Annotated in this window: 21 protein-coding genes and 1 tRNA gene; 5 read left to right on the forward strand and 17 right to left on the reverse strand. The window is 55.0% G+C overall.

Annotated elements, in window-relative coordinates; genetic code table 11:
* The 11 genes from Poly59_RS02815 to Poly59_RS02865 all read right to left on the reverse strand — a co-directional run bounded on the left by Poly59_RS02815 (position 1) and on the right by Poly59_RS02865 (position 8,884).
* Positions 1-864, reverse strand: a complete 864-nt coding sequence (locus Poly59_RS02815) for a hypothetical protein (protein ID WP_146532531.1) — start codon at positions 862-864, stop codon at positions 1-3.
* Between the two features lie 373 nt (positions 865-1,237).
* A complete protein-coding gene (locus Poly59_RS02825) occupies positions 1,238-1,429 on the reverse strand; it encodes a hypothetical protein (protein WP_146532533.1) in 192 nt (63 codons plus the stop codon).
* A gap of 231 nt (positions 1,430-1,660) precedes the next feature.
* Positions 1,661-2,134 (reverse strand): hypothetical protein, encoded by a 474-nt coding sequence (locus Poly59_RS02830; RefSeq protein WP_146532534.1) that lies wholly within the window; start codon positions 2,132-2,134, stop codon positions 1,661-1,663.
* A gap of 28 nt (positions 2,135-2,162) precedes the next feature.
* Positions 2,163-4,937: a DUF3854 domain-containing protein gene (locus Poly59_RS02835; RefSeq protein WP_186775982.1), complete on the reverse strand. Its 2,775-nt coding sequence runs from the start codon at positions 4,935-4,937 to the stop codon at positions 2,163-2,165.
* The gene (locus Poly59_RS29210) at positions 4,934-5,236 is read right to left on the reverse strand and encodes a hypothetical protein (RefSeq protein ID WP_186775983.1); all 303 of its coding nucleotides are present in this window, start codon (positions 5,234-5,236) and stop codon (positions 4,934-4,936) included. Before Poly59_RS29210 ends, Poly59_RS02835 begins: the two co-directional genes overlap by 4 nt.
* Before the next feature lie 155 nt (positions 5,237-5,391).
* On the reverse strand, positions 5,392-5,700 hold the full coding sequence (locus tag Poly59_RS02840; RefSeq protein WP_146532536.1) for a DUF1580 domain-containing protein: 309 nt from the start codon (positions 5,698-5,700) through the stop codon (positions 5,392-5,394).
* Positions 5,701-5,818: 118 nt separating this feature from the next.
* Entirely contained in the window at positions 5,819-6,598 is a 780-nt protein-coding gene (locus Poly59_RS02845; protein ID WP_146532537.1) for a hypothetical protein, read from the reverse strand.
* A gap of 147 nt (positions 6,599-6,745) precedes the next feature.
* The gene (locus Poly59_RS02850; RefSeq protein WP_146532538.1) at positions 6,746-8,026 is read right to left on the reverse strand and encodes a tyrosine-type recombinase/integrase; all 1,281 of its coding nucleotides are present in this window, start codon (positions 8,024-8,026) and stop codon (positions 6,746-6,748) included.
* A 123-nt stretch (positions 8,027-8,149) separates the two neighbouring features.
* A tRNA-Val gene (locus tag Poly59_RS02855) sits at positions 8,150-8,223 on the reverse strand.
* Positions 8,224-8,371: 148 nt separating this feature from the next.
* The gene (locus tag Poly59_RS02860) at positions 8,372-8,650 is read right to left on the reverse strand and encodes a Sec-independent protein translocase subunit TatA/TatB (RefSeq protein ID WP_146532539.1); all 279 of its coding nucleotides are present in this window, start codon (positions 8,648-8,650) and stop codon (positions 8,372-8,374) included.
* Between the two features lie 3 nt (positions 8,651-8,653).
* Positions 8,654-8,884, reverse strand: a complete 231-nt coding sequence (locus Poly59_RS02865) for a twin-arginine translocase TatA/TatE family subunit (protein WP_246151331.1) — start codon at positions 8,882-8,884, stop codon at positions 8,654-8,656.
* Positions 8,885-9,260: 376 nt separating this feature from the next.
* Here Poly59_RS02865 and Poly59_RS02870 point away from each other — a divergent pair, with 376 nt between their 5' ends.
* The 3 genes from Poly59_RS02870 to Poly59_RS02880 all read left to right on the forward strand — a co-directional run bounded on the left by Poly59_RS02870 (position 9,261) and on the right by Poly59_RS02880 (position 14,278).
* Positions 9,261-10,220: an AEC family transporter gene (locus Poly59_RS02870; protein WP_146532540.1), complete on the forward strand. Its 960-nt coding sequence runs from the start codon at positions 9,261-9,263 to the stop codon at positions 10,218-10,220.
* 161 nt (positions 10,221-10,381) lie between these two features.
* The gene (locus Poly59_RS02875) at positions 10,382-12,880 is read left to right on the forward strand and encodes a PSD1 and planctomycete cytochrome C domain-containing protein (RefSeq protein ID WP_146532541.1); all 2,499 of its coding nucleotides are present in this window, start codon (positions 10,382-10,384) and stop codon (positions 12,878-12,880) included.
* Between the two features lie 6 nt (positions 12,881-12,886).
* On the forward strand, positions 12,887-14,278 hold the full coding sequence (locus Poly59_RS02880; protein WP_222436031.1) for a DUF1501 domain-containing protein: 1,392 nt from the start codon (positions 12,887-12,889) through the stop codon (positions 14,276-14,278).
* Positions 14,279-14,350: 72 nt separating this feature from the next.
* Here Poly59_RS02880 and Poly59_RS02885 read toward each other — a convergent pair whose 3' ends face one another.
* From Poly59_RS02885 to Poly59_RS02910, 6 genes are all read right to left on the reverse strand, one after another.
* Positions 14,351-15,505, reverse strand: a complete 1,155-nt coding sequence (locus Poly59_RS02885; RefSeq protein ID WP_146532542.1) for a hypothetical protein — start codon at positions 15,503-15,505, stop codon at positions 14,351-14,353.
* 32 nt (positions 15,506-15,537) lie between these two features.
* Positions 15,538-16,227 carry a tributyrin esterase gene (locus Poly59_RS30050; RefSeq protein ID WP_146533221.1) on the reverse strand — a complete coding sequence of 230 codons (690 nt, stop codon included), beginning with the start codon at positions 16,225-16,227 and terminating at the stop codon, positions 15,538-15,540.
* A 168-nt stretch (positions 16,228-16,395) separates the two neighbouring features.
* Positions 16,396-17,241, reverse strand: a complete 846-nt coding sequence (locus tag Poly59_RS02895) for a purine-nucleoside phosphorylase (RefSeq protein ID WP_146532543.1) — start codon at positions 17,239-17,241, stop codon at positions 16,396-16,398.
* 55 nt (positions 17,242-17,296) lie between these two features.
* Complete coding sequence (locus tag Poly59_RS02900; RefSeq protein ID WP_146532544.1) at positions 17,297-18,136, reverse strand: purine-nucleoside phosphorylase; 840 nt, start codon at positions 18,134-18,136, stop codon at positions 17,297-17,299.
* Positions 18,137-18,306: 170 nt separating this feature from the next.
* A complete protein-coding gene (locus Poly59_RS02905) occupies positions 18,307-19,623 on the reverse strand; it encodes a glycosyltransferase (protein WP_146532545.1) in 1,317 nt (438 codons plus the stop codon).
* Between the two features lie 161 nt (positions 19,624-19,784).
* On the reverse strand, positions 19,785-20,867 hold the full coding sequence (locus Poly59_RS02910) for an O-fucosyltransferase family protein (protein ID WP_146532546.1): 1,083 nt from the start codon (positions 20,865-20,867) through the stop codon (positions 19,785-19,787).
* Positions 20,868-20,929: 62 nt separating this feature from the next.
* Here Poly59_RS02910 and Poly59_RS02915 point away from each other — a divergent pair, with 62 nt between their 5' ends.
* Positions 20,930-21,955 carry a class I SAM-dependent methyltransferase gene (locus tag Poly59_RS02915; protein ID WP_146532547.1) on the forward strand — a complete coding sequence of 342 codons (1,026 nt, stop codon included), beginning with the start codon at positions 20,930-20,932 and terminating at the stop codon, positions 21,953-21,955.
* A 265-nt stretch (positions 21,956-22,220) separates the two neighbouring features.
* Positions 22,221-22,976: a triose-phosphate isomerase gene (tpiA, locus tag Poly59_RS02920; RefSeq protein ID WP_146532548.1), complete on the forward strand. Its 756-nt coding sequence runs from the start codon at positions 22,221-22,223 to the stop codon at positions 22,974-22,976.
* Positions 22,977-23,015: the final 39 nt, after the last annotated feature.

The following is a 23,015-nucleotide window of genomic DNA, read 5'->3' on the forward strand; positions in this document are numbered from 1 at the left end:
CTATGACCCTCCCTTCTTGTTTCGAGGAAACTTCTTCTTAGTCACAACATTTTTCTCGGCCGATTTCTTAGCTGTCTTTTTATTGCTATAGTAATTTGCCAAATTCGGAATCGATCCCGCTGGTAGATAGATTGCGAGCAGTTCAATGTGCATCTTCGCGGGTTTCTTGGTGGCAGCCCCTTTCGCCCTTGCGCTGAGATCCTTCTTGTTCGGCTGCACATCGCGAACAAGGACGCCGAACACTGCGACGTCCGTACTCGATTTCGTGAACCGCTGAATAGCTGACTTCCATTCAGCCTCCCAGGATGCTCCGCTAGCGCGAATCGTGAGATAGCGAACAAGGGTCTCCCGAATAGATCGCTGGTCACGCAAGTCATCGAGTTGCTGTTTAAGCCCTTCAGATCCGTACATGACTCCCGGTGGATGCTTCGCTTCGTACGAGGTCTTTACCTCGCCGAACGCAAAGCGATGCCGCAAAGTCTTGTCGTTCGTTTCCTGAAGCCCGACTAGGTCGGCACCCGGCAAACTCGACTTCTCCTTTTTCTCGTCCCAGCGGTCAGCCCACGGGAAATGGCACTTCTTGTGTTTCGTTAGGTAGGCTTCGCTATACGCTTCTCCAACCTCCCAATCCTTGGGGTCAGACTCGGAGTTCAACACGCTCTTGAGATTGTCGGTTTGAAATCCGGTCAATGAAAGTGATGCAGTTAAGGAGGCGGCCATATTACGACCGCTTTCGTCCTCAATGAGTTCGCGAACGGAACCATCGAGCGCCGCATCGCGATGGGCTGCGGAATGCGACCGACCACGCGCAACGACAGCCCCATTATCAACGTTGTAGACCTCGGTGCCGATCGCGACTGTCATATCGGAATCTCCCCATTCACCATGCGAGGAAGGAGCCGTTCGCAGGATTTCGATCCATCGGCAACTTCACCTGTTCAGCCCACTTCCTCAGCGTGTTTTGCGATGCCCCAAGGATATCGGCTGCTTCAGCGGTCTTGACGCATTCACTCAGTTTCAGCATCGATCCTGCTCCTCTCGCGAGCGCCCCAGACAAAGCTGATCTAAGTCTAGCAAAGTCTGTATACCGCCGATATTGGAGACAGTTCCTCATCGATCACGATCCGAGAAGACGGTCTTCGATTTCCGACAGGCGTTCTTGCAAGGCGCTGACCGTGTCATCGGCTGGATCGAACATGGCTCGCAGGTCGGCCAGGATGGATTCGTGCGTTTCGGCTTACTCGGTGTCGCGGTTCGCGTTGATCTCATTTCGCCGGATGTAGAGCGGCGACATTCCTTCTTCGTGCTTGGTGGCTGTTGCGGCGAAGGCGTTTTCGGCACCGTCGATTTGCTTGGCGAGTTTGGTCGCCTCGCTTTCGAGCGGCGAGATCGGGTCGTACTCGTCATGTAGGTTTGCGGGACAACCCAAAGCGGCGAACCAGATAGCTCAGCGGGCGCGACGCGGTATCAAAAGTCTTTGACGTCCGAAATTGCTCGTTACATGGCAGACACCGGTGCGTCGTCGTGCATTTCTTCAAGAGCGGCACCTGCTCAGTCCGGCCAAAAACGAAATCGAACGCCTCTCAACAATTGAGTCTTCTGTAGTCACTCGGTGGGCGCCGGTCTTTGCTTCGAGAAACGACAAATGCAATATTTCTCATTAATCGGTTCCGATCGCGAGTGAACCGACATCCTCGCTGTCCTTTCGCACAACAATCGACAAGGGACCGAACTTCGCCGATATGCCTGCATTTTCGCGATTAGACATCGAGTCGTGACGCTGAGTCGCCAAGAGCGAGTGCAACAGCGTTTTTGCAGCCTGAAAACGTACGCGATCATCTTCACTACTGACCATCAATTCGTTCAGTGTTCCGATGGCATCATGACCAGCGTCTGCCAACCGCGCAAGAATGGATTCCCGCAGCGATTGCCGTGCTTCGTTAATCTGTTTTCGGAATTCCGGGTTCGCTAATCGTCGGTAAGCCGTTCGTTCCGAGATGCCAGCTGCAACAGCCGCGTTCTCGATATGGCAACCCGAAACCAATGCTTGAAACAAACGATCATCGCCTTGAAGTTCCTTTTCGTTGGTGGGGCTGCCAATCTCCGCCATTTCCTGCCTCGACGGATCATTCATAGTTCTTTCCTCAGATGAAGGAGTTGGATCATGACTGCGACTCCGAACCGCTTGAGATTGTGCGTGGCTCCCGCAACTGCCAGCCGCCACGCTCGCCAATTCTTGAAACGAAAGTTTTCCTTGCCAGCTCACCTAGAATTTTTCGAGCGTAACGTTCCGTCACACCGGCTTCCATCGCGACCGCGTGCGAGTTAACGGAACACTTCTCTATTAAGTCTTTATAGAGATCTGTTCCGTTAGTTTCCCTGTAGGAAAGTGTTCCGTTAGCTCCCTTCTGTTCCGGCCCCTCGAAGGTTCCCTTAGCGGTCAAATCCTTCATTACATCGAGAACTTTTTTTTGTGAATCCGTAAGCGGATCAGCATCGCATTCAACGAGTTTCAAGCCTAGGTTTTCGGTTGTGACAACGATGACAGGGATACCCTTTTCCGTGACCGCACGACCTCTGCCAATTGACTGCCTCAGCTCCGATTGAACAATCTGCCGATAGGCTCGGTGCCAATCGTGATCGCAGTAGGCTGGCGTCCTGACCGTTTGACGATTTCCCGATAGCGTCGTAGCAGACCAGTAATCGTTCTCCCACTTCGTTTCCTCCTCAGGGCGAGCCATCGCGCCGACTAGCCCAAGTTTGAGCAATCGATCTCGAATGGTCCCTGGTGGTACTCTGGGTGTCCCCAGCACTACGAGACAGTCGCACTGCTCTAGCCACTCGTTTGACCCACGGGACGCAGTGCCAAAAAAGTGCTCGGCTCGAACAATTCGCCCGGACCCCTCAACTAGCACGGTGGCGACATGCAGACGATGACAAATTACGCCGATCCGCTTGTATTGCAGCTTCGGTAGCAATCCACGAATGATTCCGGCGACTTTGTTCTTGGATGTGCCCTTCTTTACGTCCGTGGCAATTTGAAAAATCGGATGCAGCTGTTCAAGTTCTCCCAGAGGCGTGCGGTCAACCAAGGATCGACCACCGATTAGAGACTCGATGTCAGCGCGGTCGGCAGTGGCGTCAGCGAGCCATACCGGCGATGTAATTGGCAACACAGTTTGTCGCACCGCACAGATTGACTTGTGTACTTTTGTCTTGCTGTCATTGTGATTCTTGATCTGGTCGACCCGCACCACAAGCTCGCATATTTCCCCAGCTGCAATTGCTTTAACCAAACGCAATGCCTCACCCGGCGGCCAAGTTCCCAATTGCGACATTGCTTTCCACAAACGACTGTCGCAACCGCGAGGCATCGTCGTTGAAACTGGGAGCACTAGTTGGCAAGTTTCATTCGCCCGAACGAGCTCCGTGAGCTCAACTGCAATCTCGCTCATCAAATGAAAAAAATACTCTTCGCTTCGATTGTAGTCGTGACCGATGTGACTTCGCCGAATCTCAGCGACAACTTCGTCTGCGACTGCTCGCACGTGTTCGAATCCGGATGTCACTTGCAATCCCGGTCGTAAAAATTCAGCTGCGTCTTCATGTACCGAAATGAACTCTCGGCCCTCGGCCAAGTGTTCAAACGACATAGCACCGCGTTGGTGAGTGCAAATGCTATGTGCTGACTGTTCTGCAATTTCTAGTAACGACTGATACTCGCAAGTTTCGCGATAATTACAGCTAGGGCAGATCGCCTGTGATGGCGACAACCCATGATTCATTACCTTTTCAGCGGTCTCGTAGTCGTCGCAAGTCTTCTCAGACATTTCGGGATAGGCCACGGCATCAATACCAACTTTGCCGCACGTATCCTCAAATTCGCGGCAAAGGTTGTGCGTCGGCAGAATGATGAGGCTTTTCGAAACGCAGAGCATTGCGGCGGTGTCCGCAGTGGTCTTGCCGGAACCGGTCGGTGATCGACAAAGATTGATTTCGCGTTTTCGCAGGGAATCAATGCGAGCCAATTTTAATTCCTCTCGCCATTCTTGAAGTGACTTGGGTTCAATTATCGGATTTACTTGTTCGTCAATCAGGCGACGTAGCGAGGCATCGCCGTTCCGAACCAAGTAATCATCGATTGCGTTTTTTGATGGTCCGCCGTCAGCTTTACGCGGTCCTGGTGGTAGCTCAATGATCGTGATCAATGCACCATGATTGTGCAGAATACGAGCGAGTTCGGCGCAAGCATGATTTACACCTGGTTTGCGAATTTCGTCGTAGTCGAAGCCGATCCAAACGGGGCGTTTGAGCCAATCAATCCCGGCTAGATCGTCGATCAAAACACGTTCGCCAATTGGCTTTCCTTTCTTGTCCTTTTCACGCTTCTTTTGCCAACCCCAAACGCCTGAAACAGAGATTGAAGGGAGCCTAGATTGCGTTGCCGCTAAAGCTTTCTTCTCGCCTTCGATAATGCCGATAGTTGCATTTGGAGTGCGTAGCGGATGCACGGCATCGCGAGGGATGTAAATGCGATTGCCCACGCCACGAGGCTGTTCATACTTACGATTCGTCAACGGCCTATCGGGTTTCAGTCGTGCGAATGTTGAAAACGTGTCGGTTGGTAAATCCACAAACGGAAACGCTATCGCGGCACCAAGTCGCTTTGTAGAAATCCCCCAGTTTAAGATGTTTTGGATCATCTTTGGATCGGTGACACTGTAGATACCCGCTTCTCGAATTGTGTCCGCCGTCAAGCCAGAACCGACTAGATCGATTACGTGGTGTCCGAGTAAGCCGTCGATCGACGGTGAAGGCTTTTGGATTGTGATCGGCTTCGGAAATGCGATTGCATCGCCGACTACCGCTTTCACAATCAGAGGCGTTACCTCCGCGAAAAGCCGCGTGGATAGCATGCCTTTGGTGTCTAGAATCATGATCTTTCGGCCAGCAAGAATTCGACGCTCAATTCGCTGGCTTCTGGCAACCGCCGATAGGACGGCAATGATATGCCGACATCGGTGTTCAAGGGGCAGGCGTATCCTTCGCAGTATTGCGGGAATCCCGCTAGGTAGACACCGATGATTGCCGCGCCATTCGGGATGTACCGACCACTCCATCGCTCCACAGCGTGCTTGATCGCGTAGCTGCCGATCGATGGAGTCTTTCGCGGGGTGACTCTTTTCTCAAGCCACGCCACGCAAACCAGAATCTCGACAACTGAGGGAGGGCACATGAGTGCGCGCTTCCCCGCGATCAGTCCGTTGCAGTCAACGAAGAACAGATCGCCACCCGCAGTGGTGATGGTCGGATAGTGGTTCAGTCGTGTACGCTGTTGAGGTGACCAGAAGGGGGCTTGCTTGGCGGCGGCCCTTTTTTCGTTGGTTTCCATTAGATGCCAGCAGCCTCAAGTTCAGCTTCGGCTCGCTTAATTTGCTTGTCGCGGTCGACTGGCTTGGGCGGTGCAACAGCGGTGCCGTCAACGGCTTCGGTGATCGCGGCGAAGAATTCGCGAATCCATTGTTCAGTTGTTCGGCGATGCCCGCCAGCGAAAGCGGTTTGCAGCTTCACGCCTTTGAGGCCGCGTTGTGCCCAGCGATACATCGTGGCAGATGATGGACGATCGCCGGTGATGCCTTCGACGATAGATGCCGCGCCCGCGTTCAAGCGGACCATACGGTACGGGTCGGGAGTGACCATAGAAAAACCTCTCTTACATTGGTGTCGGAGTGTGACTGACCATGCGAGAGAGGTTAGGGGCGACTTGACTTCGGCTCTGTGCCGCAAGTTGTGCTGCGAGGGTGCCAGATTGTGCCGTTTAGTCTGCGGCCAGTTTCTTGACCAACCTTCCTTTGCTTCGTCCAATTCGTGCGTCGATTCCTGCCTCTATGAGTTTCGCATTAAATTCGCGAGTCAAACCGCGAATACTATCGTCGAAAGGTTCCTTCCAACCCGCTAAATCAGCGATAGTGTCAATCGAAACAGAGCCACCAATTTCGTTCATTTCATCTGCGACAATTCTCTGATTACCCACCATCGTCGACACCAATTCGACAGGCCAAATGGCTTGCTTGTGGGTCGCGATACGCATCTCGAAAGGTAAACCACTGATGCTGTTGCCTTGCAATAGATAGCACTTCTGTAGTCCTTCACGACATCCAACCCAGACATTTTTCTCCTCCTTATTTTGATCGTTCAATTCTCGCCACGGGTTGTAGTTTCCTGACCAGCTGAGGACTTGCTCGATTCTCTTTCCGATGGCGGTTGCACCGTTGCCAGCCTGCTTCAATCCCTGCTGCACCCAGCGAAAGTACTTCAACGACAAATTCTCGCCCCAGCCTTCCGTTGACGTCATCGATGCTTCGCTGTGTAGATGCACACAAGATTCACCAACCAACAAAAAAGACTGTTGAAATTGCTGAATGCTCTCCAAATGCTTATCAACGGTTAGCCAACCATCGCCGATGTCGCCCTCGTTTATTTCACGCCTGAATCGCTGCCAGTCGTTATGCAGTCCGCAGGCCATAAAAAGCACATCGACGTATCGTTCAATTTGCGATGTTTCAAATGAGACAACGCTCCTGCCCTTTTCGCTCATCAGATACCTTTCTCATCGGATGGGCCAATTCAATCGGCTACGGTGGAAAGGTTCGCCGGTAGCCGGTTGAATTGTGCGGCCGGAGCTACCGGCCTACCCGTTCTTGAAGTGTTCGAAGCCGTCGCCACGAACGGACGTAATTGTACGCTAGCCAAGTTCCATTGCCACTTCAGCAGCAAGCTTTAAATTCCTCAACGCGTATATTTCACTTGTGTCGGTCTTGCTGTGCCCCAGGACGGCGGCAACGGCTTCAATTCCGAACCGCTCACGAGTGAGCGTTCCCATCGTGTGTCTCAGTTGATTCGGGGACCACCGATTGTCGCTTTGCCACTTAGCCAACTCGCTGCGTTGACGTTCTGTTAATCGCCGTGCTCGTGCTGCATCGGATTCCTTGGGCATTCTTCTTAGCGGTGCTGGAGGCAAGAACACACGGTCGCAAGCGCGATGAATGACACGCCGATAGGAATCGTTTGTGTAGTGGTCGCCAGGTGCTCGGTTGCGTCGTCGCTTCCGCTTGCCTGGCTTGCATCCACACGACATCGGCGTAACACGCTTGGCGTGACGCTGGACCAAGTGAGCATCTATCACTTCGCGAGGGTCGAAACAGTAAGCGGAGGGCTCTCTGTCCAGATAGTTGGTAAGAATCGCTTGTGCCTTGGGGCCGACAACAATTGTTCGTTGCTTGTCGTGGTGTTCGGTCTTGTGGCGACTGGGAAAGAACAGCCACACATCCCCAGTGCAATCGATGTCACTCGGTCGTATGATGCAAACTTCTCCCGGCCTCGCTCCAGTGAGTCGTTGGATTCTGACCATATCTGCCACGGTCGGCGGCAGTTCCGGTAGCGTTCGGTCAACAGTATCGTCGTTGACCGGCGGCACAGGTGAATTGTCTGGCGCCTTCGTTTTACCCTTTGACAATCCGGTGACAGATTGCAGGCTGCGTAGCGTCGATTCGTTGACCAGTTCTTCAGACACGCCCCAGCGAAACATTCGCCGAATTTTGTCGACGTTTGAATTGACGTAGCCGCGAGTGTGACCTTGTTCGACAAACTTTTGTCGAACAGCTTTCAGCGCGATCGGTCCAAATTCGTCGACCGCGACGTTTCCGTATGCTTGACGGAGTGTTCGCAGCGTCTTCCGCATGTTTTCAGCGGTCTCGGTGGATGTGCCATCAGCACGGCGATAGAACGCCTTGGCATGCTTCCAGTAGCGTGCAATCAGTTCGGTAATTGTGAGAGCCAGAGGATCGACAGGCGGTGGTTGTCGACCGGATGCCAACCACTCGCCTACGAGTCGATCGTAAAGCATCCGACTCGGCTTGCTACCGTACTTACCGAGGTAGTGATCCTTCCCAGCGATCGTGACAACGGCTTGCCCGCTTGCTTTATGCTTGCGGTACTTAGGAGAGGCTGACGTAAGAATAGGCATGGCGAAACATCCTCGCAGAGGTAGCCAAAACGGTACGTACCGTTTTGCGCTTCTGGGAAAATGCCGCACGACTGAACGTCAGTCGGTATCAAAACACTGGATTCGGCGGGGTTAATCTTCAAATGGGCGATACAGAACTCGAATCTGTGACCTCTGCCGTGTGAAAGCAGCGCTCTAACCAACTGAGCTAATCGCCCGAATTTCGGATTCGTAGGGTAGCGTTCGGCTTATCGATGGGCAAGGTCGGCGGGGCTCGGGCGATACGTTGGTTACGGTCGCCTTGTGTGGTGAGCGTGAGCCCGCCTTCCGATTGTGTTGTCGGTTGGCAACATTGTCGTTGCCGGATCAGGATGGTGGCGTGAACTTGGGGGCTTGGGGGCCGGCGGGTTCGTCTTCGTCGTCGGCGAGTTCTGCGGTCTTTTTGGACGCTTTGTCGTCGACGGAAAGATTTTTCTTGGCCTCGTATTCGGCCAACCGGAACTGTTGCTGGACCTCGTTCAAGCCGCGGCGAAATTCACGATAACTGCCGCCCAGTTTGCGTGCCACCTCGGGGAGGTTGCCGCCGAACAGGACGACTGCGATGACGCCGATGACCACCATCTCGAATGGTCCAAGTCCAAACATCGATTAAGCCCGATCGTCACGCGGCTTGGATGGTTCTTCGTCGTCAGTCGACTCGCTCATCCCACGTTTGAATTCGTTGGTGCTGCGCCCAAGGTTCCGCATCAGGGTCGGCAGCTTCGACGATCCGAACAGCAACAAAATGATGCCGGCAATGATCGCAAGCTCCAACGGCCCAGGAGCACCAAAAGCCATCAGGGGATCGGCAATGCCGTCGGTCAAGTGATTCACAATCATGGTTCTCTCTCGAAAAAAAGGGTCTACGACGACCCCTGACTCGTGACCGGCGAAAGCGGGAAGGCCAATCAGCCGGAATGGTGCATCGGCTGACCACCTCCGGAACCGATGGTCGGGGGGGACATTGCGGCGGCACTCGCCACCACGTTCGAACCTATTTTATTGTCTGGCGCCAGATAGTCAAAGGCGGAGTAGGAAGACGTTGACCAGAATCACGGTCGGATCGGCGAAACGCAGTCAAATATGTTGTCCGAAGCTGGCTCGGGGGACTCGAAAGCGTTCGATTATTGCCGCACCTGGGGAGGAATCGCGGCATGGTTTAAGATGCGACTTGCTGAAATCCCCTGATCTTCGCCAAATTTTTAATCGATTCTGGATGCACAACCTCCTGCCGACTTTGACGAGCGTCTTGGGGGTTTTCTTGATCATGGCAACGGGTGCCTATTGCCGGCGCCGGGAATGGTTAACTCCGGAGGCTGACCGGACGCTGGCAAATTTGACGGCCAATGTGATGCTGCCGTCGTATTTTGGGCATCGGATTCTGACCAGCCCCCAATTCGATTCGGCTGCAGCAGCGTGGACGCCACCGATCTTTGGATTTGCAATGACGGCGATGGGGTTCTTGATGGCGTTCTTGTTCGCTCGTCATCTAGGCCGGTTCATCGGGTTGGACACCGATGCAAAACAACGTGCGTTTGCTTTGTGTACGGGCATCTGCAACTACGGCTACATCGCGCTGCCGATCGCCGAACAGTCTTATCCGGACGCGGTGATCGAGTTGATCCTGCACAACGTCGGTGTCGATATGGCGCTGTGGAGCATCGGGATCCTCATCATCAGCGGGTCGGCGGGCGGCAATTGGAAACGAGCCTTGTTGAGCCCCGCTTTGTTGGCGGTGTTAGCGGCCAGCGCCGTGCGACAGATTGGCGGTGCCGAAATCGTGCCCACGCCGATTATGTCGACACTGGGAAAACTGGGCGGCTGTGCGGTCCCGATGGGGCTGCTGCTAAGCGGCGCAATCATCGTCGATTTCCTGCGTGGCACGAACTGGAGTGGATCGCGGAACATCGTGTTGTCGTCGATCGCAATTCGCCAGTTGCTGTTACCTGCGATGATGTTGACGATTGTCGCCGCGGTTGGCGTAAGTGTCGATCTGCAGCGGGTCATCGTTTTACAAGCGGCGATGCCAGCGGCCGTGTTTCCTATCGTGTTGGTGCGGCTGTATGAACGTGACACCGAAACGGCGCTTCGCGTGGTGTTATCGACGTCACTTGCCGGGATTGTGCTAATTCCGGCTTGGCTGACGTTGGGAACGTGGTGGCTTGGGCTGAATTGATCGAACCCAACAGAATTGTCGCCGCACGAGAACTCGTCGAACGGCAGCGGGCCGGGATTTACCAGGCGAGATTATAAGGTTCGATCATGCCGGGCAGTGACGGATGAAGCTATGATGTCGGGGATCGACCTCCCCGCCTCACGACCGCGAATGCCCGCCTTATGACTCGCAGAATTTGCATCTGGCTTGCGATGACGACGGTTATTGCTGGATCCATTCCAAGTGGCGACAGCTTGACCGCTGACGCATCCGAACCGACCTTCGATTTCGTCCGCGACATCGCATCGGTCTTCCAACAGCACTGCATCGAATGCCACGGTCCCGCCGACCAGAACGGTGGCCTTCGGCTTGACCAGTCGCTAAGCGTCTTTGCCGAAGCCGACTCGGGCGAGCGCGCGATCGTACGCGGCAAGCCCGACGAAAGCGAACTGTTAACACGAATCACGTCGACAAACGAAGACGACCAAATGCCGCCCGAAGGCGATCGGTTGACGACTGAAGAAATCGAAACGATCCGGCGCTGGATCAAGTCGGATGCGGATTGGCCAGCCATGAAAAACGCTGGCGACACGGCGGACCAGCAGGACGAAGTCGAAACAAGCCACTGGGCGTTTCAACCAATCACTCGGCCGGAACCGCCCAGCGTCAAGGATGCCGTTTGGTCGCGGCACCCGATCGATCGCTTCATGCAATCACGGCGCGAAGAGACTGATATGCCGGCTGCGCCGATGGCGGATCCGATCACGCTGGTTCGCCGCGCGACTTACGATTTGACGGGGCTGCCGCCGACGCCCGCCGAAGTGACCGCGTTCGTAAAATCAGCAAAGGCAAAATCGACGCACGACGAATCGGCAACCACGGCTGCGTTTGAAACTTTGGTCGAGAATCTGCTGCAACGTCCGACCTATGGTCAACGTTGGGGCCGCCACTGGATGGACTGGGTTCGATACGCCGACACGGCGGGCGACAATTCGGACTTCCCCATTCCGCAGGCTTACCTGTATCGCAATTACATCATTGATTCGTTGAACCAGGATGTTCCCTATGATCGATTCTTGACCGAGCAATTGGCGGGCGACCTATTGCCGGCTGATTCGTTGGAACAACGTAACCGTCAAACCATCGCAACCGGCTATCTTAGCATGGCGCGTCGGTTTGGATCATTGGTCGAGCGATACCCGTGGCATTTGACGATCGAGGATACGATCGACAATTTGGGCCGAACGATGATGGGAATGACGATCGCATGCGCGCGGTGCCATGACCACAAGTTTGATCCCATCTCGACTCGCGACTACTACGGTCTGTACGGGATCTTTGCGAGCACCGGTTATCCGTTCCCCGGGATCGAACTGTTTCAAGTGCAACGCGACTTGGTTCCGCTGATCGCGCAAAAGGAAGTCGACGAAGCTTACGCGCCGTTCGCGAAAGAGAAACGATCGCTAGAAGACAAACTCGCTAAGCAATTGGCCGCCTGCGAGAAACGCTCGATCGAAAATGCAGACCGAGAAAAAACGGCGACGGTCGCCGAGAAACGCAAGATGCATGACGAGCTTGAGGAGATGCTGGGGAAAGCTCGAAACGCGGGCAACCAGTTGGCCGCCTTCCTTAAAAAGATGCCCGAGATTCCGACCGCTTATGCCGTTCGAGATATCGAACCGGTCGACGCGGCGATCCAAATCAAGGGCGAGCCGAATCGCCCCGGCGCGACCGTGCCGCGGAAGTTCCCGGATGTGCTGGGCGGATATGCGTTAACCGATGAAGCCGCTTCAAACGGCAGTGGTCGATTGGAACTGGCAAAGTGGATCACCGATCCCGACAATCCGTTGACGGCAAGGGTAATCGTCAATCGCGTTTGGCAGCGTCATTTTGGGCGGGGGCTTGTTCCCAGCACCAGCGACTTTGGACTGCGTGGTGAAACGCCGAGTCATCCGAAATTGCTGGATTGGTTGGCCAACGATTTCATACAAAACGGATGGTCGCTGAAGCACCTGCATCACACAATCATGACCTCGCGGACGTATCAGTTGTCCAGCCGTGATGTGATTGCAAAACTAGCACCTAACTTGGTCCAGGATCCCGACAATCGACTGCATTGGCGATTCAATCGCCAGCGTCTTGATGCCGAGTCGATTCGTGACACCCTGTTGATGATCGGCGGCAACTTGGACCTGTCGCCACAACAGGATCCGTATCCGTTTCCGCCGCGTGACAAGTGGGAATTCACCCAGCACCATCCGTTCAACGCAAACTACGACAGTAACCGTCGCAGCGTCTATCAAATGACCAAACGATTGACGGCGCAAACTTACCAGCAAACATTCGACGGTCCTGACCCGAACGCATGCACGAGTAGCCGAGACGAATCCGTCACCGCGCTACAAGCGTTGTACTTTATCAACGACGATTTTTTGCACGACCAAGCCGGGCTGATTGCCCAGCGATTTGTCTCGCAACATGACAATGACACCGCGCGGATCGAAGACGCCTTTTTGACGATCTTGAATCGACCTGCGACGACCGAAGAAGTCGATTGGATGTCCGAACACCTGCGTGCCGTTGGCAAGCGGCTAGCGGACACAAAGGATCTCGATAAACGGGCATGGACCAGCCTGACGCTCAGCCTGCTGCGACTCAACGAATTCCTCTATTTAGATTGATGGTGAATGATGGTGAGTAGAAAACCCAATCGTCGCGAGTGGATGGGATCTGTCGCAGCGTCCAGCCTGGCCAGTCGATCAATGGTCGCCAGTTCGCTGATGATGCCGGGTGTTGTCGCCGAACTGCTTGCCTCGGAAGCGGGCAATGATCCAACCCAGCCTCGACCAACTCACTTTCCCGCCAAGGCGAAGAACGTCATTATGATTTTCGCGACCGGCGGCGTGTCGCACATCGATACGTTCGATCCAAAATCGAACAAGAATGGCCGTGACGGTAGCGGCAAGGACAAATTGATGGGCAACTTGTTCGGATCAAAACGAAACGATCGCTGCGGCACCGAGGTCAGCAATCTGTTCCCGCATGTTCGCGACGTGATGGATGATGTTTGCTTGATCCGATCAATGAAGGCGTCACACTTTGATCATTCCGAAGCCACCCTAGGAATGCACACAGGATCGCCAACGTTTGCGAGGCCCAGCATGGGTTCGTGGGTCAGCTATGGACTGGGGACCGAAAACCAAAACTTGCCAAGCTTCATCGTCATCGCACCGCATCTGCCGTACGGTGGTACTCAGGTCTATGCGAGCGACTTTTTGCCGGCGTTCCATCAGGGAACACGTGTTATTCCAGGTAACAATCCAATCGGCAACTTAAAATCGCCGGGCGAAAGCGGGAAACTGCAGGATCTAGAATTCGAGTTGGTTGACCAATTCAATCGCAAACATCTTGGCGACCGACCACACGATTCGGCTTTGGCGGCCCGGATGAAGTCGTTTCGAACAGCGTTCAACATGCAACAGTCTGCACCGGAGGCGTTTGATTTATCGAGCGAACCGGAACACATCCGCAAATTGTATGGAATCGATCGCAAGACCAAGGGACCGGGCGCCGACTTTGCGTGGCAATGCTTGGTCGCCCGCCGTTTGGCACAGCGGGGCGTTCGCTTCATCGAATTAATTGACACCGGATCGCGACCAAATTGGGATTCGCATGGCGACATGAACGAGCACAAAGATTTGGCGAATAATGTCGACCAACCGACCGCGGCTTTGATCACGGATCTAAAACAACAAGGAATGCTGGACGAGACAATGGTGGTTTGGGCAACAGAGTTTGGACGCACGCCCACCAAAGAAGGCAATAAAGGTCGCGGGCACCATCGGGATTGCTTTAGCGTTTGGGTGGCTGGCGGCGGATTCAAAGGCGGCCACGTTCATGGCGAGACGGATGACATCGGAAAGTATTCGGTGACCCAGTCCGTTGAAGTCCATGATCTGCACGCGACGTTGTTGCATCAGATGGGTATCGACCACGAGCGGCTAACGTTCCGTCACGCGGGGCGAGACTTTCGGCTTACGGACGTTCATGGAAACGTGATGACCGAATTGTTGTCATAGCTTCGACTGCGAGTTTGCGACTCAAGCTGGCAACCTGAGCTACGAATACGCCGCTTGTTTCCTGCTGGCGGCTTAGCTTTTCACGCCAAAGGCGAGATGCCGTAGCCCGAGCGAATTGGCCCAGTTCGCATCCAGTGAAGCGAGTCGTTCGTCGCAGGGTACTTGCAGGATCGAATGTGACAGCCCGTCGAATCGTTCGAGCGATTCCTCGAGATGATGTTGCACCAGTTCGATCAAGAAGGTCGATGGCGTTGAACGAGCCGATTTGAAGCCCATTCGTGCGGCGGTGGACTGCTCGGTGGATTGTTCAGCCGATTCGATGATCGCGTTGCACCAAGAATCGATCGCCACACCCGAGGCTCCCAACGCAATCAACTTGACTGCATCGTCGGGTGTAATATCGCCCGGTACGATCCAAAGCGGCATGTTGGCGACGTTTTCGTGTTTCATCCATTGGCGGGCACGGCGAGTCATCGCCACCAATGTCAATCCGTCGAACTGGACATCATCGGCGCGCAGGATCACTCCGTCGGGTTTCTGCTGGATGACCTGAGGCAAATCTTGATCCAAGCGGTAGGGCGAGATGGACACAAACACGGCGGACGAAGGTGAGAGCATTCGGATTTGATTCAGTTTCGAATGCAGTCGATCCATGCTGGGGATGTCTGGCGGGAAGGTCGCCGCGGGAGCCCAACTACCGCCGGCAAGCGGACGCTCTTCCGAAGCCTGTTCCCATCGTTTGATCTGCTCGGGTGAATAAGCAAACCGTCCCGTATCATCACGGGTGACCGTTAAACGCACATCGACAATCGAAGCGCCGTCGAAGTCCGCGGCGCAGAGCCCGTACCGTTCGGGGCGGTAGGGGACTATGCGAGGCAGCGGTTGCAGTTTGCAAGAGTCGCCTGAATGATCGGTCGGTCGCCCCGTACGGTGATTGACGTGCAGAGCCGAAGGTGTTTCGGAATCGGACAGGTCACGACGCAGGGCCGAGACAACGATGCCACGCTGAGCCACCGATTCTGCGATCACATCGGCAGAATCGGCATCGACCCAGTCCCATGGAGGGTCAAACCAAAACAGCGGAGAATCCAAACTCAATTCAGATCCATCGGAACGCCGGATCGGGAATCCATTGGTTTGCACCGGAGCACACGTCCAAGGCATGCCCATTGCCGGTGGCACAAAGACCAACGGAGCAAGTCGATCAATCCTAGGAGACATGTTCATGTTAGGTTCAGATGACCAAGAGACTAATGACGTTAACGCCAGTTCGGATTGACTTCGCCGCGACTCGCTTCTTCCGCCTGCAGCATCGCTTCGGGAACGATCCGTCGAAACTCTTTGGCATCGCCACGAATCGAAGCATTGATCAATAGTAGACCGAGTCGCAATTGCTCGCGTTTACGCAGCGGTGCTTCGACGACGCCATCGGCAAGTGTTTTTGCGCGTCCACGAATGAACACGGTGACGTTGCTCATCGCATCGCCGAGCCGAAGACCTGCGTCACCACCAATGACAATCATTCCGCCAAGGGCACCGACACCACATTCGTCGCCAACATTTCCGCGAACAAAGATGTTGCCGCCCCGCATCGCGGCGCCGCAGCGATCGTTGGCCGATCCGTAGATCGCCAAAGTACCGCCTGACATCGCCGTACCAGCTCCGACACCGGCGTTGCCACGAACTCGAACGGCGCCACTGTTCAGACCCTCGGCGACACCATGGCCGACCGAACCGGTCAAACGCACGTCCAGGTCGGCACACCACGCGAACGCGTAATCGCCAAGCGGACCATCGACCTGCAATCGCACAGGGTGATCAATCCGCATCATGGCGTGATCCTGGCCGCATGCGCCTAAGATTTGTACTTGGGTTAGTTTTTCATCATCCGGTGAAACTGCGACCGAAAGTATCTCATGACGAAGCGAATCGTTATCTAGTTCTGTCATTGAGAACGTGTAGTCGGGCGATGCTAGTATGTCCGCACCGGACGACGGCGTCTCGCGGGGCACCACAAGTGGATCGTTTTTGGGTCCAGAGCCCGTTGATCTGCGTGCGGAGCCCGTCGATTTTGTTGCACGTGATTTTGGATCGTCTGGCATTTCGAACGAACCGTGTTAGACGGGCGGTGATTGAAGAGGAGAAGAGCTGATCTGTTGCAAGACTTTACGAACGATCGCTTCCATCTTAACCTCTGCAGCCCTTCCCGCCTCTAGCACTTCGTCATGGCTAGCTTTTACGGCTTTGTCGGGGTTTGCGACGTTGCTGACCATCGAAAGGCCGAGAATTCGCATTCCCAACCGCGACGCGGCCAGCACTTCCGGCACGGTGCTCATTCCAACGACATCGGCACCGATCCGCCGCATCATCCGGTATTCCGCTCGCGTTTCGTAGGTCGGCCCAAACGTGGCAAGATAGGTACCCGGATAGCAATCGAACCCGGATTCGATGGCAGCTTCGAACGCCGCCTGCGACATCGCCGCGTCGTACGTCATCGCCGGTCGATTGAAACACCCAGGCGCTGCGAACTTTTCAGGTGCCCCCTGATCGCTAGCAAACACGCCCGACATAAAATTAATGTGATCTTGCAGAACGACAATATCGCCGACGCGAAATTTTAGACTGACGCCGCCGGCAGCATTCGACACGATCAAGTGCGACGCGCCGACCGTGTTCATAACATCGACTGGAAACGCGACATCGTCGTTCGACCAGCCTTCGTATCGATGAAATCGCCCTGCCATCGCGACCACCGGAACCGACTCGATTGATCCAAACACCAGTTGTCCGCGATGACCACTAGCCGTTGACGTTCCGAAACCGGGGATCCGGTCAAAAGCGATAATAACGGGCGAGTCGATCTTATCCGCCAATCCGCCCAAGCCGCTGCCAAGAATAATGGCGACTTGGGGCTTCAAATCCGTGATCGAGCGGATGAAGTCGGCAGCGGTTTGCGGGTTCATTCCAATTCGCCGTCGGCTGAGTGAAGAAGTTTGAAAACCAATCGCCGGATCGCGGTTAGGCAATTCTAGTTTGGCCGGCTTCGGCAACGATGCCCTTGACGACTGCTACCAATCGCGGCGCGGCTTCGTTAGCGGTGGCGATGATTTCTTCGACATTGGCTGGCTTGAGCGCGTCAGCCAAGCACATGTCCGTGATCACGCTTAGACCGATCGTCTTGAGTCCGCAGTGAACGGCAACAATCGTTTCCGGTACCGTGCTCATCCCGACCACATCAGCGCCGATCGTTCGCAAGAAACGATACTCGGCTCGCGTTTCCAAGTTCGGTCCGGCGACTGCGACGAAGACTCCCTTGTGCAATCCTTGCCCTTGGTCACGACCGATGCTGATCACACGGTCGACCCAGGTCGGGTCATAGCATTCGCACATGTCTGGGAAGCGCGGTCCCAGGCGATCGTCGTTGATTCCGATCAAGGGGTTGTCGCCCATCAGGTTGATTTGGTCTTCAATCACCATGATGTCACCGTTGCTGTAATATGGGTTCAAACCACCGCAGGCATTGCTGACGATCATCAACTCGCAGCCAAGTTCTTTGAAGACGCGAACCGGCAAAGTGATCTGCTTTAGCGGGTAGCCTTCGTACATGTGAAAGCGACCTTCCATCACGATCACCGGAACCCCAGCGAGTTTGCCGCACACCAATCGGCCGCGGTGGCTGGTAGCCGTCGAAGTTGGAAAGTGGGGAATGTCACCGTATTCGATGGTGGCTTCGATTTCGATTTCTTCAACGATGTTGCCAAGGCCGGTACCCAAAATGATGCCAACTTTGGGGACCGTGTTGAATTGCCCACGGATCGATGCGGCGGCTTCTTGGATTTTGTCGTAGAGGTCAAGCATGGATTGGCTTCGCAAGATAAGCGGAAAGAGACGTTAAAGCAGTAGAACATCTCGCCCGCGAGTGATGAAGACGGGCAATCGGTGGATCGAGAAATCTAAACGCACCTAATGATAAAGCATCAAGACAATCCGCCGAACGACGAAGCGAGGGTCGTTGAAACACCGGCCGATCAGGCAGCCATCGACCGCGACGCCGATGCCGTTTCAAGAAGAGCCGCGTAGAGGGCTCGGTAGGCGGCGGCTTCGCGAGACGCGCCGAATTCAGATTCGATCAGTCGCCGAGCACGCAAACCCTGTTCGGCGATGGTGGCAGGATCCATGATCATGGTACGCAGTTTCTTACCCAAGTCTTCCGAATCAGCCGCCCGAGCCAACAGGCCGGTTTTGCCTGGCCGTACATAGTCGGGAATTCCACCCACGTCGAATCCGACAATCGGCGTTCCACACGCCATCGCCTCGAGACCAGAGAGCGGCAAGTTATCTTCGAGCGACGGCAACACAAAAACATCCGCAGCGCTATAAACCGTACGAAGAGCTAACAGCCCATGAACCGCGCCGACATGATGAATGGGCGGTCTTGGGAGATCGGATTCTGGCAAATCACCATTGCCAAAGACCAACCCTTCGACATTCGGCAAATCGGCAATCTGCGAGAGCGCTTCCAGCATTGGCAGCGATCCCTTCCGACGACTCTTGACGTCCATCGCGCCAAAGCAAAACAACGTCGTGTTCGGATCAATCCCCAAACGGGCGCGAGCTTCCAAGCGATCCATGGGATAGAAATCGTCGACCGGAACACCATACGGAATGTGGCTGATCGATCCGGCACCGGCGAACATAGGGCTGGACTTTGCCGCCTCGCACAACCATCGGCTCGGCGCAACGACATGCAAGTTGGCGCCGACCAGCGACGCTTGTTTGACCTGAAAGTAAAGGCGGCTCGCGTCGTTAATCGTCACGACCGAATCGGACTGAGACGGCAACTGGGGACATCCACCGCAGCCTGTTTTGAATCGATCACAACCGTCGCTGAAATGGCATCCGCCGGTGAACGCATTCATATCATGAAGCGTCCAAACAACTGGTTGGCCCGGGTCGAGCGAACCAAAAAAGCTGGGGTAGTCCAAGAACTTAGCGACCCAGTGCAGTTGCAAGATTTCGGCTTCGCAGTCAGTCCGGTTCCACGCCGTGTACGGTGCACCGTAAGGCGATGTAAAGACTTCTTCGCCATCCGGTCGCATGCGGGTCAAACGTTTGAGTGCTTGCCGTCGTTTTCGAAACGTCGCGTACGAAATCGCTCGCGCAGCCAATCCCTGTCGTTGCCAGCGGGTTTGGCCAAAGGACGCATCGAACTCGGGTCGCCGAAGTTGGCTGGGTGAATAGTGAAAACGGCTGTCGACACCGGACTTCAACAGTTCAGCATGCAATCGACGGGCTGCCGTTGCAGCGCCGCCGTCGAGAAGGCTGTTGAAATGGTTGATACGCACGAATACTGATTCAACAAGCTAGTAACAAGTTTCGCATGTTGGCGACCTGCGCCCCGTCTGATCGATTTAATCGTCAGTTTCTAACATCACACTGCACTTAAAACACTCAAAACTCTGCACTGAAATCAGTTGCAGTGAGATCAATCGGAAAGCATCCCCAATCAGGCCGCGCAAGCCATCGGTTGTGCATTGTCGGCACCAACCAAATACGGTGGATCAATTACGTTGAATGCTTCATCGACCGATTCCATCCACCGAAATGGCACACGTCCATAGAACGAAGCCCAACCGGTGTACGTGCTGGGCGGCCCGACCAATGTGTCACAGGCAGCCAGCGAATACATGTCTTCGATAATCTGCCCGGTACCCAGACAAACGTTCAAGTCACCAAAGTCTTTGTCGCCCAGCGGCACATTCCCACACACCAAGAACACCACTTGGCGATCCGAAAATTGATTGCGGATGCGTTTCATCGCCGCGACGTATTGATCGATTGAATAAAAGTATCGGCCGTTTTGAAACTTGGCGTAGTCGCCTTGGCGAATGTGTACTCCGACCACATGGTTGCCCTGTGCACGCACGCGGCGCATCAATTCATCGATGCGTTGCTGGTGCTCGGTTCGAATGCGATAGAACTGGCGAACGGTGTCGGCGTGTTTATGCAGCAGTTTGCCCGCGTCAAACTTCCAACCACTGACCAGGACAGGCCGGCGGCCTTGGGCTTTGCGTATGAATTCGGGACTTCGCAAATCGTACCGCTGTTCATCGGTGATACGAATGATGTGAAACGGAAACTTCGTCATGCGCAAGTGCGAAAGCGTTCGGCCGGACAAGTAGACGGCTTTGTACAGCGTGGTGCGCAGTGCTGGCGATGGTGGGCCTGAAGCTTGGTTAGCAGATTCGGCGACGGGGAATCGGCACCACAAATCGTTAGCGGTCGATTCAAAGTATTGGGCGTATCCAGCAAACGACGGGTTCAACAACTGCACGCCGTGTTCGCGCGCAGCCGCGATTAGGTTGGCGGACAACAGGAGTCGGTTGCCGAGTTGGCCAAAGTTTCGAGCGATGACGATCATGGACGTTTCCGGTGCGGTCGATGCAGACGTTGGCGAGGGTAGCAACGAACCGGGAAACACGGCAACGCTGATTGTGCGCAGCGCAGTTTGGCTTCGGCTTTGGAGTACACCAGCCTTAGCGTCGACGGCGCACTTGCGTTCTAGCACGCACAGAATTGACATTTTCATTCTTGTATGAAACGCCTACCGTGAAACGCATCGCATCTTATTTGTTCATAGAAGTGGTTTAGATGGCTCCTAGTTCTTCGGTACTTTATCCCTCGGTACCTTCCGCACCGTTGAAAGTTGATTCGCCAGCTCAAGTGGAAACACAGATTGCCGCCTGTCCGAGCTGCCAAGGCCAAGACCTGATTCCTCGCGGGCAACTGCCAGACGCGGACCACGTGGCCGGTCAACAACTGCCAGTCGCGTTGCCGGGCGGGTCGCTTGTTCAATGCAAGCAATGCAGTTTGCAATTCCGGTGGCCGCGACCGTCAAAGGTCCAGATGGACATGCTGTACGAGACCGGCGATGTTGGTTACTGGAATAGCGGTGCCGACAAGCGACCGGATTGGCAAATGGCGGCCGCTTGGATCGAATCGCTTGGCAAACCATCGACGACCACGCATTCGATTCTGGACATTGCCTGTTTTGACGGTCGTTTTTTGAACTCACTCGATGCGCGTCACGAAAAGAGTGGTATCGAGATTCAACCCGAAGCTGTTTCGCGAGCTGAAGATAGCGGCGTCCGAGTCATCGCTCGCGACTTTGAAGAACTAGCATCGTTGGAAACGTCAGAAAGCCATCCAAGGTTTTCGGTCGTGACCGCGTTTGACATTTTGGAACACACTCACGATCCGCTGCACTTCATCCGCTTGGCGATCAGCGTGCTGCGGCCTGGGGGAGTGCTGATCCTGGGAACCGGAAACACTGATGCCCCAAGTTGGCGTTGGATGGGCAACGATTATTGGTACTGTGCGAATCCCGAACATTTGTCGTTCATCAATCCGGCGTGGTGCCATTGGGCGGCCAACCAATTGGGCTGCGAGGTCGCCAAGGTTTCAACACTTTCACACAGCCGAAGGACGCTCAGCAAGGTTTGCCGGGAAACGTCGATGAACTTGATATTTCGTGCCGCGCCGCAACTGACTCGTCGTTATTTAGCCGGCTACCGCCGTTTGGTCGGGTCCAAGAAACGAACGACCGCCAGTTACCGGCCGCCTTGGTTTTCGGCACGCGATCACGTGTTGGTTCAGTTCCGCAAGCCGCTGGGCTGAGTTGACTGGCTGCGGGCTGGCCAGCTTGCGCCGCATTCCAGGCCAACGAAAACTCCTCATCAGCGGGGCGATATTTCATTGGTCTCGACGATTCCCACCGCCCGGTGGTACATTACGCGGCTTGCCTAAGGTTTTCGGGCGTGTTTTTCGAGCAATCGACCCATTCTGGCCCTTTGAAGCTGCTGCTTGCACTGTAGAGGACCATCGCCGGGCAACCGACACACCTTGACCGAACACTCACACAACCGAACCCGGAGACACTCGCTTGAGCCGTCAAATTTTGATCGCTGGAAACTGGAAGATGAATACCCGCAAAGCCGACGCTGTCGCGCTTGCCAAGGGAGTCGTCGCTGGCGTCGGCAAGAACCCTTCCGTCGAAGTCGCCCTTTGTCCACCGTCGGTTTATCTGGACGCGATTGCTGATGTTGTCGCTGGAAGCCCTGTCGAACTGGGCGCCCAGAACGTCTACGCCGCTGCCGACGGAGCCTTCACTGGCGAAGTCAATCCATCAATGTTGACCGACGTCGGATGCCGATTCGTGATCCTAGGCCACAGCGAGCGCCGGGCGATCATGGGCGAAACCGACAAGCAAGTTAGCGAAAAACTGCACGCCGCCCTGGCTGGCAACTTGGTGCCGATTGTCTGTGTTGGCGAAACCTTGGAAGACCGCGAAGCGGGCAACACCGAAAAAGTCGTTGAAACCCAACTGCGTGGATCACTTGAAGGACTCGACGAAGCTCGCGCCGCTGGCGTCGTGATTGCGTACGAACCTGTCTGGGCGATCGGAACCGGCAAGACGGCATCGCCCGAACAGGCCGAAGAAGTCCACGCGTTCATCCGCAAATTGCTGGCCGAATTGTTCAGCGATGATGTGGCCGGCCAAATGCGAATTCAGTACGGTGGCAGCGTCAAGCCGAACAATGCCAAGGAATTGCTCGGCCAACCGAACATTGACGGTGCACTTGTTGGCGGTGCCAGCTTGAAGGTCGAAGACTTCATGGGCATCATCAACCCCGCCTAAACAATGAAGGCCTGTGAAGGTCGGCGGCTCCCCCTTTCT

The sequence above is a fragment of the Rubripirellula reticaptiva genome (assembly GCF_007860175.1).
Classification (GTDB): Bacteria; Planctomycetota; Planctomycetia; order Pirellulales; family Pirellulaceae; genus Rubripirellula; species Rubripirellula reticaptiva.